Consider the following 10,918-nt stretch of genomic DNA (forward strand, 5'->3'; position numbering starts at 1 on the left):
TTTTCACGCGAATTTCGCGCGCTTGTCACCGAGGACGCCAGACTAGGCCCAGCCAAGCTTGGATGAAATACCCAAGCCTGGGCAGCAGTCCCTGGATTCAAGGACTTGAGTTGAGACGTCCGGGCGGGTTCAGCACCCGGACGCCCCTTATTGCAAGACTAGAACGCGAAGCCGGACTCGACCGTGAAACCGGCCAGCAGCGACGGGGTCGAATCGAAGGCGGCGCGACGGGCCAGGCCGTCCTCGGCGCGGGCGTAGATCGCCGCGCGGCCGACCGGGCCGTCACGCTCGACGACGCCGAGGCGGCCGTTCAGGGCCAGGGCGCCCGTCCACGAGGCGGGAGCCTTCGGCACCGCGCCTTCGCAGATGATGACGTCGTACTCGCCGCCCGGGACGGCCGTCAGGTCGTCGCCGTCCAGGCGGGTGACCTCCAGGCCCATCGTCTGCAGCACCACGGCGGCATACGGCGCGGCGATGGCCAGGGCCTTCTCGCCGGCGCGCGGCTTGAGGTTCTGCAGCAGCTTGCCGATATCGCGCGGGCGCATCAGCGTGCGGCCCGGGGCGTACTCGACCTCGGCGTCGGCGTAGGCCAGATAGGCCTTGCCGGCGGGCACGAGGCTTTCGCGCGGAACCACCCGCAGGGCGTCCTGCAACGGCAGGTCGGTCACGTCGGCGGTGCGGATCTGGCTTTCCACCATGTTCAGGCGGGCAGCCGCGAAATCGGAGCTCATGGACTTCCTCGGACAGCAGTTCGAGAGGCTTATAGGTCCGGGCCTCGTCGGAAGGCAATCAGGCCCGTGCAACCAATCGCGCCGAGGATTTGGCGAACTCAGGCCGTCTCGCCGAGCAGGCGGCGCAACTGGTTCACCGCCGGCTTCATCAGCGGGCACACGGTCGCGGCGGTGGCGAGCGGCGGCCCGAGCACGGCGGCGCGCGAGGCGTCGTTCTCGCAGAGTTGCACGGCGATGCGCGCGATCAGCGCCAGATCGGGGTCCAGCAAGGCCGTGCGCTGGTCCATCAGGCGGGTCAGGTAGCGTGGATCGGCGTCGTCGGGATAGGCGTCGATGGCCTCCTCTACGCTCTTGAGAAGCACCTCGATCCGCTCGGCCACGCCGACGGCCGCCGCCGCATCCCGCAATTTGGCTTCGATGTCACTCATGCCCCAACGCGCCCCCCGCGTTCACCATCCCCTGAATCGGCGGCCCGTATGACGCAAATCGCAGCGCTGCGCCTCCCCGAAAAGCGCTCTGTCCCCAAAATGGGGACATGGTGAATTTTCTCACAGAAGCGACTCACCCCCAGCCTGCACCCAGCGGCTTTCTCTGGGAGCAGGCATGACCACGGATGTTCGGCGCGCGGTGATCCGCCTATCGGCGGGCTATTTCCTGCGATCGCTGGACGTGGCCAAGGGCCTGCACCAGGACGATCCGGTGCGCGCCATCGTCTTCACGACGATCTGGGTGGCCAATGTCGCCCACATCCGCCCCAACGCCGGCTTCGACGCCAAGGACGAACTGGCCAAGGACGCCCAGCGGCGACCGGTCACCGTGGTGCAGGTCGCCGACTCGCTGGCCATGCCGGCCGAGACGGTGCGCCGCCATGTGGGCGCGCTGATCGCCGACGGCCTTTGCGTGCGGCACGGCCGCAAGGGCGTGACCATTCCCGCCGAGGTCTTCACCCGCCCCGGGATGCTGGAGGCCCTGGATCGCCAGCATCAGTATACCGAGACCTACTATCGCGAACTTCAGAAGCTGATGGCGATGTGAGACGCCGCTCGCCAAGGCGAGGAAGCGACAGCTTCAGATCTTGGAGATCTCACCAGCGACGAAACCTTCGACGAACGAAGGAGAGTGGCTCCGCGGGTAGGATTCGAACCTACGACCAGCCGGTTAACAGCCGGCTGCTCTACCACTGAGCTACCGCGGAACAGGTCGCTCTCAGTTGAGGAGGCGGTTGATAGCCGCCGAACTGACTCGGCGCAAGACGCACGAACGCCGCATCCGGACAAAAGCTGATGTTCTTGTGGAGGAATTCTCGGCAGCAGGAGCTTCGAAGCGATCGAAGGAAGAGTGGCTCCGCGGGTAGGATTCGAACCTACGACCAGCCGGTTAACAGCCGGCTGCTCTACCACTGAGCTACCGCGGAACAGGTCGCTCTCTGTCGAGGCGCGGTTGATAGCCGCCTCACTGACTCGGCGCAAGCGCCTTCTGACAAAAAAACAGCCCGGCCAGAAAGCCGGGCTGTGAAAAGTTGAGTGATGGTGGGGCGCCTTCAAAAGAAGACGTCCACAGGCTCGCCAATCATGGTTAACCAGATCCTAATTTCAGACTGACCGGCCAAAAGGTCGCAGGTCGCCGCCCCGCCGGGCCGCAGGATCGCGGCAATGTGTAACGGCGATACGCCGCTCCCTTTCCGCGACGCGACTCGCTCGCTAAAGCGTTCATGATGAACGCCCCCGACGACCAGTGGTCCGTCACGCTGCAACGCGGCGTGGCCAGTCTCGACTTCAAGCTGACGCGCGACCCGGCCATGGGGACCCCGATCATGACCGGCGCCCTGGGCGACGTGCGCGGCGCACGCGCCCTGGTCCAGGCCGCCGCCCTGGCCGCCGTCGAAGCCGACCGCTGGGTGGCCTCCGGCGCCGGCGACGTTCCGATTCCGCGCGACCTGGTGCTGACCCGCCGCGACCTGGCCAACGCCAAGGCGGCCGAACCTCCCGGCAGCGCCACCTCGCCGTTCACGGCCGGCTACGCCGCCGTATATCGCCTGGAGCTGGCGCGGCTGCTGTGGTCGGCGATCTGCGACGCCCCGGCCCGCCGGCTGGAAGAGCTGGCCCGCCGCATCCCGTCCTGACGCCTCAGAACCGCCGCCAGACGGCGACGACGCCGCCGCGCTCTCGCAGGGCGTTGCGGCCCGAGGCCGTACCGACGGCGCCGGCCTGCACCGACCAGCCGGCCGGCAGGTCATAGACCGCGGTGAGCTGCACATTGCGATAGCGATAGGCCTCGAAAGGCCCCTGCCCGGCCCCCACCGACGCCACGTCGAACACCTGGGCCATCAGCATCACCCGCCGGGCCGGACGGCCGCCGACCGTGACCTCCAGCCGGCGCTCGTCCGGGGCCTCGCCATCGCGGCGGCGAACGCCCGCCTGCAGGTCCAGGAACATCGCCTTGCCGGCCAAAGTGGCGCTTTTTCCCAGCAGGAACCGGCTGTCGTACTCGGCGTCCGAAGAGCCGCGTTGGGCCGATCCGGGATCGCCGTCGCCGCCGGGCAGCCGCACCGCGCTCTCGCTCGACAGAACCCAGGTCTCGCCCGACGCGATCCTGTAGCGGGCGGCGAGTTCGAAGTGGCCCGGCTCGGTTTCCCGGGCGTTGCGCGTGTGCAGCCGGCGCACCGAGCCCTGCGCCCGGACGGTCAGGCGATCCGACAGGCCGTACTCGGCGAAACCCTGCAGCTCGGTCTTGCGGTAGTCGACGATGTCGACCGCCTCGCCGTCCAGATCGAAGCCGTGGGTGCTGTCCTGGCGATGGAGGCTGACGATGACCTCCCTGCCGCCCCGGGGCTGGGTCCAGGCGGCCGCCTGCGCCGAACCCGCGACGAGCATGGCCGCAGCCGTCCATCCAAGCAGCATCGATCGCCGCGCCATGCCATCCCCCACACGACCGCAAGACGGAGATAGAAGCACGAACTAACGCATAGGATGTATATGATTTTATGCGATTGACTCGCAACAACGACCGACCTAGACCTTGTTGCGATCAATTCTCAAATCCGATGTCGGGTTTCCTCCCCTCACCCACATCGACTGCGTCCGGCGGGGCTCCCCTCCGCCGGACGCCTTTTCTTCCCGCCTGGAGCCTTTCATGAGCTGCGCCTGCGGACTGGACCTCGATTTCGAAGACACCGGCCCCGATGGCCTGGCGCGGGGCGAACGCCTACTGCTGTGGGGCGTGCGCACATGGGCGGCGCTGCGACTGCAGGGCCAGCCGGCCGACGGGACTATCCGCAGCGCCTTCGCCCGGGCCGCCTCGCCCCGCACGGCCTCGCTGTTCCTGCAGACCATGATGCTGATCGAGGGCGAGCTGGTGCGGCCGCTGCAGATCCAGTGCCCGCACTGCGTCGGCTATGCGCTGGACGAGCAGCGTCTCGTCACGGCCTGCGGCCTGGCCGCCGCCGCGCCGGGCCTGGCCTCGCGGCTGCTGTCGTCGCTGGTGGCGCGTCCGGACGTGACGGCGGTGCTGGCCCGCGCCCTGAACCACGCCCTGGCCCTGGACGGCGCGCCCCTGCCCGTGCGCATGGGCGAACCGGTCGACCACGCGCCGCCGGTCCAGATGGCGACGCTGCACTAGCGGCGTCTACAGAGCGACCTCGAAGCGCATGCCGTCATAGGCCGGCTCCACGCCCGGCGGCAGCTGGCCGGCCAGGGCGTTGTAGTCGAGGTCGATGTGCAGGTTGGTCAGGATCGCGCGCCTGGGCCTGGCCCGCTCGATCCAGGACAGCGCCCGCTCGACATTGGCGTGGGTGGGATGCGGGGTCCAGCGCAGGGCGTCGACGATCAGCACGTCGAGATCCTCCAGCACCGGCCAGCTCTCTTCGGGGATCTGCAGCACGTCGGGCGCATAGGCCGCGCCGCCGAATCGGAAGCCGGCGGCGCGGATCTCGCCATGATCGACGTCGAAGCTGACGACCGGAATCTCGCCGCTGGGCCCCTCGACGCTCCAGGCCTGGCCGTGCGGCGGCAGGTGACGGGCGTCGCAGATGGCCGGATAGCCGCCCTTGGTCTCGAAGACGTAGCCGAACCGCGCCAGCAGGCCGTCATAGGTGGCCGGATCCATATAGGTCGGGATCCTGAAGCGATGGTTCAGGAAGAAGGGCCGCACGTCGTCGATGCCGTGGGCCTGGTCGGCGTGGTCGTGCGTGAACAGCACCGCGTCGATGCGTCCCGCCCCGGCCCTCGCCGTCTGCAGCCGCAGGTCGGGCGAAGTATCGACCAGCACGGTGGTGTCGCCGCGCGGATCGCCGCCCGATAGCCGCCGCACCAGCATCGAGCAGCGGGAACGGTGATTCTTCGGCTCGGCCGGATCGCAGTCGCCCCAATTGCCGTCGGCGCGCGGCACCCCGCCCGAGGAGCCGCTGCCGAGGATGGTGAACTCGAGCCGGCCGCCGGTCATGGGCGCGGTATCGCGTCGAAGAGGGCGAAGAAGGCGTCTTCCGAGCGCTTCTCGGCGTCGGCGCGGGTCCAGCCGCGAATCTCGGCCAGCTTGTCGACGATGTGAGGCAGGTGGGCCGGCTCGCAGCGACGGCCCCGCATCGGCACGGGCGCCAGGTACGGGCAATCGGTCTCGACGATGATGCGCCCCTCCGGCATGTCGCGGATCACCGCGCGCACGTCCTCGGCCTGCTTGAAGGTGGCGATGCCCGAGACCGAGAACCAGGCGCCGAGCGCCGCGGCCCGGCGGGCCAGCTCCGCGCCGCTGGTGTAGCAGTGCATCAGGATCTTGAAGGCGCCCTTGGCGTGCTCTTCCTCCAGGATCTGGCCCATGACGTCGTCGGCCTCGCGGGTGTGGACCACCAGCGGCAGCCCCGTCTCGCGGGCGGCGGCGACGTGCTCCTTGAACACGGCGGCCTGAACGTCGCGCGGCGACAGGTCGTAGTGGAAGTCGAGGCCCGTCTCGCCGATGCCGACGACCTTGGGCCTGCCGGCCAGATCGACGAGGTGAGCGGTCGTCAGATCGAGGTGATCCTTGGCCTCGTGCGGGTGGGCGCCGACCGTGCACCAGATGTCGGCCTCGGCCATGGCGATGGCGTGGACGGCTGGGAAGTTGGGGATTTTGTCGCAGATGGTCAGCATCATTTCGATGCCGGCCTCGCGGGCGCGGGCGATGACGGCGTCGCGGTCCTCGGCGAACTGGGGCGCGTGCAGGTTTACGTGGCTGTCGATGAGCATGCGGTCAATTGGCGGCCTTGGCGGCGGCGCGCAAGTCCGCAATCGCCGTCCAGAACACGTCGGCGCGGTCGAGGTTCACCGCCTCGGCCTCGATCGGCCAGCGCACGACGCGTTCCCAGGCGGCGACCCAGCGGTCCAGGCCCGCCGGGGTGCGCTCGCCGGCCATGCCGACAGCCATGGCGTGGATCTGGTCGGCCAGGCGCTCGAACAGGAGCTCAAAGCGGGCCTGGCCCTCGGCGCCCTTGAAGGTGTCGGCCAGGGCCAGCAGCGCGGCCTCGTCGATCTCGGGCAGCTTGCGCAGGATCTCGCCGGCGGTGTCGTCGGCCTCCAGGGCCTTGGCGGCGGCCAGCTGCAGGGCCTTGCCGGGCGCGCCATGAGCCATGCGGCCCAGGCGCTCGGCCTGGCGGCGATCCAGGCCCAGGCGGTGCTCGACCATGTCGGCGGCGCGCTCGACGCCGGGCGCGGGCACGGCCAGGCGCCGGCAGCGTGAACGGATGGTGGGCAGCAGCTTGCCGGGCGAATGGCTGATCAGAAGAATCACGCCACGCGCCGGCGGCTCCTCCAGCGTCTTGAGCACGGCGTTGGCGGCGTTGACATTGAGGTCGTCGGCGGCGTCGATGATCGCCACCCGATAGGGCGAGGTCGCCGGCGAATTGGCGAAGAAGCCGGGCAGCAGGCGAGCCTCGTCGACAGGGATCGACTTGCGGGCCTTGCCGTCGTCGGTGGCGCGCTCCAGCACCATCAGGTCGGGATGCGAGCGGGCGGCGACCTGGCGACTGACGAAGTCGGACGGGGCCGAGCCCAGCACGCCGAACGACTTGTCCTCGCGCGCGCCCAGCAGGCGGCGGGCCATGCGGTAGGCCAGAGTGGCCTTGCCGACGCCCTCTGGGCCGGTCAGCAGCCAGGCATGGTGCAGACGACCGCGCCCCAGGGCGTCGAGGAAGGACAGCTCGGCCTTCTCCTGGCCGTCCAGCGAGAAGACGTCGCGGGGATGCGGAGGCGCGTCGCTCATGCCAGATCCAGCCGCTCGCTGACGGCGGTCCAGACGGCCTGAGAGACCTCGTCGATCGAGGCGGCGGCGTCGACCACGACGCAGCGCTCGGGCTCGCGGCGGGCGATCTCCAGGAAGCCGGCGCGCAGGCGCTCGTGGAAGTCCAGGCCCTTGGATTCGAAGCGGGCGGCGCCGCCCCGCGCCGAAGCGCGCTCAAGGCCCACAGCGGCGGGCAGGTCGAAGACCAGGGTCAGGGCCGGGATCGTACCGCCCAGCACGTGCTCTTCGAGGCTGGCGATCAGCGAGGCGGGCGCATCGCCGCCGGCGCCCTGATAGGCGCGGGTCGAATCGGCGAAGCGGTCGCAGACGACCACCGCCCCGCGCGCCAGGGCCGGACGGATGACCCGCTCTACGTGGTCGCGGCGGGCGGCGTACATCAGAAGTGTCTCGGTCACCGGCGACCAGCGGTCGGCCTCGCCGTGCACCAGAAGCTCGCGGATCGCCTCGCCGCCAGGGCTGCCGCCGGGTTCGCGGGTCAGCACGACCTCGCGGCCAAGGGCCTCCAGGCGCTGCGCCAGAAGGCGCACCTGGGTGGATTTGCCGGCGCCCTCGCCGCCTTCGAAGCTGATGAACGTTCCGCTGGCCATCGGCCTCAAATCGGCCGGAACGCCCGCCTTGTCCAGACCCGCTTAGGGCCTCAGCACCGTGGCGTCGCCAAAGCCCAGCGAAGCGACGCGATCGCGCACGCCCCAGGCCAGGCCCTCGTCGTCGCCGGCATTGACCAGCACGCGATAGAGCGTGCCGCTGGCGCGCTCCATGGGCTCGACCGTCACGCGGCCGGCGCCCGACAGCCGCTCGGCGGCCCGCTCGGCGTTGTCGCGATTGGCGAAACTGCCGGCCTGGACACGGTAGGCGCCTGACGGCGGGGCGGCGACATTGACGATCTCTGGCTCGCGCGGCGGCGGGGCCGCCGGCGGACGGTACGGCGCGACGGGCGGCGGCGTGACCGGCGCCGAAGCGTAGCGCCGGGGCTGGTCGGCGGCGGACTTGGGCGCGGGGCCGATATAGCGCACGCGGACCTGGGCTAGGCCCTTGCCCCGATAGCCCAGCTCGTCGGCGGCGGCCTTGGACAGGTCGATCAGGCGATCGCCGACGAACGGTCCGCGGTCATTGACCCGCAGGCGCATCTTGCGGCCGTTCTCGAGATTGGTGACCTCGACGATGGACGGCAGCGGCAACGTCTTGTGGGCGGCCGACGGCAGGTCCATGTCGAAGACCTCGCCATTGGCGGTGCGGCGGTTGTGGAACTGCTCGCCGTACCAAGAGCCGGTCCCGACCACGTCGTAGTTCGGATCGGCCTTCGGATAATACCAGATGCCCTTGATCTGATAGGGCTTCTCGGTGCCGCGCAGGCCCTGGCCGTAACCGGGCGGCGGCGGACCGTGATATTCGCGATCGGGCGTGGACTTGGGAACGCTCTTGGCGATCGGCAGACGCGGGCTCGGCGTGGCGCAGGCGGCGAGGCCCGCGGCGCCCAGCGCCAGCAGGCCCAGAACCTTCAACGCCCGGATTTCAGATCTGTGCTCGCGCCGCATACGTCGCCAAAACTCCGGATGGTTCGTCCCCCATCATGGTTTCAGCTTCGTTCAGATGTTTTTAGGCTTGGTTAAGGATGCCTGCGACAGATCGTTCTGGAGCCGAAGCACAAGCGCTGATATAGCCGCCCGCTCCGGACAGGTGGCCGAGTGGTTTAAGGCAGCGGTCTTGAAAACCGCCGTAGGTGGAAGCCTACCGTGGGTTCGAATCCCACCCTGTCCGCCACTTCCTCGTCGTCGTCGCCGTGCTATCCCGGTGACATGACGCTTTCCGCCCTCCTCCGCTCCGCCGCCCTGGTCGCCGCGCTCGCCTGCGCCGCGCCGGCCATGGCTAATGACACCTCGGCAGAACTGGCGGCCGGCGGGCTGGTGCTGACGAAAACCACCGCCGTCGCCATGCGGTCGGAGGACCTCTACATCTCGCCGACGGCCGTGCGGGTGCGCTACGTGTTCGAGAACACCAGCGGCAGGGATGTGACGCTGCGGGTGGCCTTCCCGATGCCCGACATCGGCGGCGACGGCTTCTTCATGGGCGACGTGTCGATCCCGGTGGACGATCCGGCCAACATCCTGGGCTTTTCCACCAAGGTCGACGGCAAGCCGGTGAAGGCGCAGGTCGAGCAGAAGGCGTTCGGCGGCGGCGTCGACCGCACGGCATGGCTGGTCGCCAACAGGATTCCGCTGGCCGTGCACCAGGAGGCGGCCACCAAGGCCATGGAGGCCCTGCCGCCCGCCAGGCTGAAGGAGGCCCAGGCGCTTGGCCTCTACGACGAGGACCAGGGGCCGATCTGGGTGCTGAAGACCACCTACCACTGGAGCCAGACCTTCCCGGCCGGCAAGCCCATCGTCGTCGAGCACGCCTATACGCCCTCGGTCGGCGCGACGGTGGCGACCTCGGTCGGCAGCGCCTACGGAGCCGAGACGGAGGCCAAGTACTGCGTCGATCCCGCCATGGTCGCGGCGGTGAAGCGCGCCGGCGGCGAAGACGGGGCCTATATCGAGAAGTGGATCGACTACGTGCTGGTCACGGGCGGAAACTGGAGCGAGCCGATCGGCGACTTCCGGCTGGTGGTCGACAAGGGCGCGGCGCGCAACCTGGTCAGCTTCTGCGCCGACGGCGTCAGGAAGATCGGCCCGACCCAGTTCGAGGTGCGGCGCAAGAACTGGCGCCCGGAGAAGGACCTGCAGATCCTGCTGCTGGAGCGGCGGGAGCCTTAGGGACCTATGGCCCTCTATCTTTGCGAAAGGGTTCTCTCCCTACCCAAGCCGCGCCAGGATCTCGTCCGTCCGCGTCACCACCGCATATTCGCCGTCGAGGTTGGACAGGCTCATCAGGTGCCAGTCGTCGGCGTCGCGGGTCAGGCCGTGCAGGTCGGCCTTGTCGAAGGTGAAGCAGGCGTCGCCCGGCAGGCAGGCGGCGGCGCGGACGGTGGCCTCGACCGAGTTGTTGGTGGCCACGCCGACCACGACCAGGTGATGCACGTCGCGCAGGCGCAGCCAGCGCTCCAGCCCGCTGCCGGCGAAGGCGTCGGGGACGTTCTTCTCCAGGCGCTGCTCTGAGGGTAGCGGCTCGAAGCGTGGCTGGAACTCGCAGTTGGAGGAGCCGGGCCAGAACGAGCCTTCGGGCGAACGGCTCATGTGGCGCACGTGGACGACCGGCAGGCCGCGCGTACGCCAGGCGTGCAGCAGGTGGGCGGCGTTGTCCTCGGCCTCGGGATTGTTGCGGGGTCCGGTGTTCTCCGGGAGCATGCCGCGCTGCAGGTCGATGAGGATGAGGGCCGTGGCGTTCATGGCCTCCAGCTTGAGGGCCCGCCAGCCGTTGCGCAACGGCTAGCCGCCGGCGTCGCGGTAGGCGCTTCGTTCCTTGTCGACCACCGCCTGCGCCTTCTTGCGTTCGGAGCGCCAGCGTCGGCGAGCGGCTGCGATCTCCTTCTCCAGGACGGCCATCCGGCGATCGAGCTCGGTCTTTTCGTCATCCTGGCGGGTTTCGAGTTCGGCCAAGTCGGCTTCCGCCCTGTCGAGGGCCGAGCGATCCGGCGGCGCAGGCGGCTCGGCGGGCCTGGTCGCACGAGCCTTCGCCTTGGGCTTGCGGGGCGCGTCGGGAATATCCGGCAGGTTCGGAGCCAGACCGAACGGATCGTTGGAACCAGCCGCGCGGCGCAGCGGCGTTCCCGGATGGGCCAGGGCGGCCTTGACCGCCGCCTCGTCCTCGGAAACCCGGGCGTCGCCCTCGGCGAACAGGTCCTGGCGCACGCCCCAGGCGTCCAGCGCCGCCTTCTGGTTCGGCGCGGCGACGACGGAATCGTGGAAGCCGAAGCGGGCCTCGTAGACCTTCAGCCGCCGGACGGGCGCCTTGGCCATGCCGGGTACCTCCTCTACCCGCAA

Annotated in this window: 14 protein-coding genes and 3 tRNA genes; 5 read left to right on the forward strand and 12 right to left on the reverse strand. The window is 69.4% G+C overall.

What is annotated here, in order from left to right; translation table 11 throughout:
* Positions 1–158: 158 nt before the first annotated feature.
* On the reverse strand, positions 159–731 hold the full coding sequence (locus DDF67_RS15950) for a protein-L-isoaspartate O-methyltransferase family protein (RefSeq protein ID WP_109101845.1): 573 nt from the start codon (positions 729–731) through the stop codon (positions 159–161).
* Between the two features lie 98 nt (positions 732–829).
* The gene (locus DDF67_RS15955) at positions 830–1,159 is read right to left on the reverse strand and encodes a hypothetical protein (protein ID WP_109101846.1); all 330 of its coding nucleotides are present in this window, start codon (positions 1,157–1,159) and stop codon (positions 830–832) included.
* Between the two features lie 175 nt (positions 1,160–1,334).
* Here DDF67_RS15955 and DDF67_RS15960 point away from each other — a divergent pair, with 175 nt between their 5' ends.
* Positions 1,335–1,766, forward strand: a complete 432-nt coding sequence (locus DDF67_RS15960) for a helix-turn-helix domain-containing protein (protein ID WP_109101847.1) — start codon at positions 1,335–1,337, stop codon at positions 1,764–1,766.
* A gap of 85 nt (positions 1,767–1,851) precedes the next feature.
* Here DDF67_RS15960 and DDF67_RS15965 read toward each other — a convergent pair.
* Positions 1,852–1,926 (reverse strand) — tRNA-Asn (locus DDF67_RS15965).
* A 144-nt stretch (positions 1,927–2,070) separates the two neighbouring features.
* Positions 2,071–2,145, reverse strand: a tRNA-Asn gene (locus tag DDF67_RS15970).
* A 300-nt stretch (positions 2,146–2,445) separates the two neighbouring features.
* On the opposite strand from DDF67_RS15970, the gene DDF67_RS15975 reads away from it, so the two are divergent.
* A complete protein-coding gene (locus tag DDF67_RS15975; RefSeq protein WP_109101934.1) occupies positions 2,446–2,853 on the forward strand; it encodes a hypothetical protein in 408 nt (135 codons plus the stop codon).
* 4 nt (positions 2,854–2,857) lie between these two features.
* Here DDF67_RS15975 and DDF67_RS15980 read toward each other — a convergent pair whose 3' ends face one another.
* Entirely contained in the window at positions 2,858–3,631 is a 774-nt protein-coding gene (locus DDF67_RS15980; protein ID WP_146198045.1) for a hypothetical protein, read from the reverse strand.
* Between the two features lie 232 nt (positions 3,632–3,863).
* On the opposite strand from DDF67_RS15980, the gene DDF67_RS15985 reads away from it, so the two are divergent.
* The gene (locus tag DDF67_RS15985; RefSeq protein ID WP_109101849.1) at positions 3,864–4,349 is read left to right on the forward strand and encodes a hypothetical protein; all 486 of its coding nucleotides are present in this window, start codon (positions 3,864–3,866) and stop codon (positions 4,347–4,349) included.
* A gap of 6 nt (positions 4,350–4,355) precedes the next feature.
* Here DDF67_RS15985 and DDF67_RS15990 read toward each other — a convergent pair whose 3' ends face one another.
* Genes DDF67_RS15990 through DDF67_RS16010 form a run of 5 tightly spaced genes read right to left on the reverse strand, consistent with a single transcriptional unit; the run spans position 4,356 to position 8,500 of the window.
* Positions 4,356–5,171, reverse strand: a complete 816-nt coding sequence (locus tag DDF67_RS15990) for an MBL fold metallo-hydrolase (RefSeq protein WP_109101850.1) — start codon at positions 5,169–5,171, stop codon at positions 4,356–4,358.
* On the reverse strand, positions 5,168–5,956 hold the full coding sequence (locus tag DDF67_RS15995) for a TatD family hydrolase (protein ID WP_109101935.1): 789 nt from the start codon (positions 5,954–5,956) through the stop codon (positions 5,168–5,170). Before DDF67_RS15995 ends, DDF67_RS15990 begins: the two co-directional genes overlap by 4 nt.
* Complete coding sequence (locus tag DDF67_RS16000; protein WP_109101851.1) at positions 5,952–6,959, reverse strand: DNA polymerase III subunit delta'; 1,008 nt, start codon at positions 6,957–6,959, stop codon at positions 5,952–5,954. Before DDF67_RS16000 ends, DDF67_RS15995 begins: the two co-directional genes overlap by 5 nt.
* Positions 6,956–7,585: a dTMP kinase gene (tmk, locus tag DDF67_RS16005; RefSeq protein ID WP_109101852.1), complete on the reverse strand. Its 630-nt coding sequence runs from the start codon at positions 7,583–7,585 to the stop codon at positions 6,956–6,958. Before tmk ends, DDF67_RS16000 begins: the two co-directional genes overlap by 4 nt.
* Positions 7,586–7,627: 42 nt before the next feature.
* Positions 7,628–8,500 carry a septal ring lytic transglycosylase RlpA family protein gene (locus tag DDF67_RS16010; protein WP_408608613.1) on the reverse strand — a complete coding sequence of 291 codons (873 nt, stop codon included), beginning with the start codon at positions 8,498–8,500 and terminating at the stop codon, positions 7,628–7,630.
* A gap of 169 nt (positions 8,501–8,669) precedes the next feature.
* On the opposite strand from DDF67_RS16010, the gene DDF67_RS16015 reads away from it, so the two are divergent.
* Both DDF67_RS16015 and DDF67_RS16020 read left to right on the forward strand, forming a co-directional pair.
* A tRNA-Ser gene (locus DDF67_RS16015) sits at positions 8,670–8,759 on the forward strand.
* Between the two features lie 35 nt (positions 8,760–8,794).
* A complete protein-coding gene (locus DDF67_RS16020; protein ID WP_146198046.1) occupies positions 8,795–9,751 on the forward strand; it encodes a DUF4424 domain-containing protein in 957 nt (318 codons plus the stop codon).
* 39 nt (positions 9,752–9,790) lie between these two features.
* Here the strand turns inward: DDF67_RS16020 and DDF67_RS16025 are convergent, their stop codons facing one another.
* Both DDF67_RS16025 and DDF67_RS16030 read right to left on the reverse strand, forming a co-directional pair.
* A complete protein-coding gene (locus DDF67_RS16025; RefSeq protein WP_199229256.1) occupies positions 9,791–10,360 on the reverse strand; it encodes a cysteine hydrolase family protein in 570 nt (189 codons plus the stop codon).
* Positions 10,361–10,363: 3 nt separating this feature from the next.
* Complete coding sequence (locus DDF67_RS16030) at positions 10,364–10,894, reverse strand: hypothetical protein (RefSeq protein WP_109101855.1); 531 nt, start codon at positions 10,892–10,894, stop codon at positions 10,364–10,366.
* Between the last annotated feature and the right edge of the window lie 24 nt (positions 10,895–10,918).

The sequence above is a fragment of the Caulobacter endophyticus genome (genome assembly GCF_003116815.1).
Classification (GTDB): domain Bacteria; phylum Pseudomonadota; class Alphaproteobacteria; order Caulobacterales; family Caulobacteraceae; genus Caulobacter; species Caulobacter endophyticus.

What these genes read in the sequence shown, in the direction of transcription:
- DDF67_RS15950 (WP_109101845.1), bottom strand. Translation starts at nt 731, where the DNA reads ATGAGCTCCGATTTCGCGGCTGCCCGCCTGAACATGGTGGAAAGCCAG.
- DDF67_RS15955 (WP_109101846.1), bottom strand. Translation starts at nt 1,159, where the DNA reads ATGAGTGACATCGAAGCCAAATTGCGGGATGCGGCGGCGGCCGTCGGC.
- DDF67_RS15960 (WP_109101847.1), top strand. Translation starts at nt 1,335, where the DNA reads ATGACCACGGATGTTCGGCGCGCGGTGATCCGCCTATCGGCGGGCTAT.
- DDF67_RS15975 (WP_109101934.1), top strand. Translation starts at nt 2,446, where the DNA reads ATGAACGCCCCCGACGACCAGTGGTCCGTCACGCTGCAACGCGGCGTG.
- DDF67_RS15980 (WP_146198045.1), bottom strand. Translation starts at nt 3,631, where the DNA reads ATGCTGCTTGGATGGACGGCTGCGGCCATGCTCGTCGCGGGTTCGGCG.
- DDF67_RS15985 (WP_109101849.1), top strand. Translation starts at nt 3,864, where the DNA reads ATGAGCTGCGCCTGCGGACTGGACCTCGATTTCGAAGACACCGGCCCC.
- DDF67_RS15990 (WP_109101850.1), bottom strand. Translation starts at nt 5,171, where the DNA reads ATGACCGGCGGCCGGCTCGAGTTCACCATCCTCGGCAGCGGCTCCTCG.
- DDF67_RS16000 (WP_109101851.1), bottom strand. Translation starts at nt 6,959, where the DNA reads ATGAGCGACGCGCCTCCGCATCCCCGCGACGTCTTCTCGCTGGACGGC.
- tmk (WP_109101852.1), bottom strand. Translation starts at nt 7,585, where the DNA reads ATGGCCAGCGGAACGTTCATCAGCTTCGAAGGCGGCGAGGGCGCCGGC.
- DDF67_RS16020 (WP_146198046.1), top strand. Translation starts at nt 8,795, where the DNA reads ATGACGCTTTCCGCCCTCCTCCGCTCCGCCGCCCTGGTCGCCGCGCTC.
- DDF67_RS16030 (WP_109101855.1), bottom strand. Translation starts at nt 10,894, where the DNA reads ATGGCCAAGGCGCCCGTCCGGCGGCTGAAGGTCTACGAGGCCCGCTTC.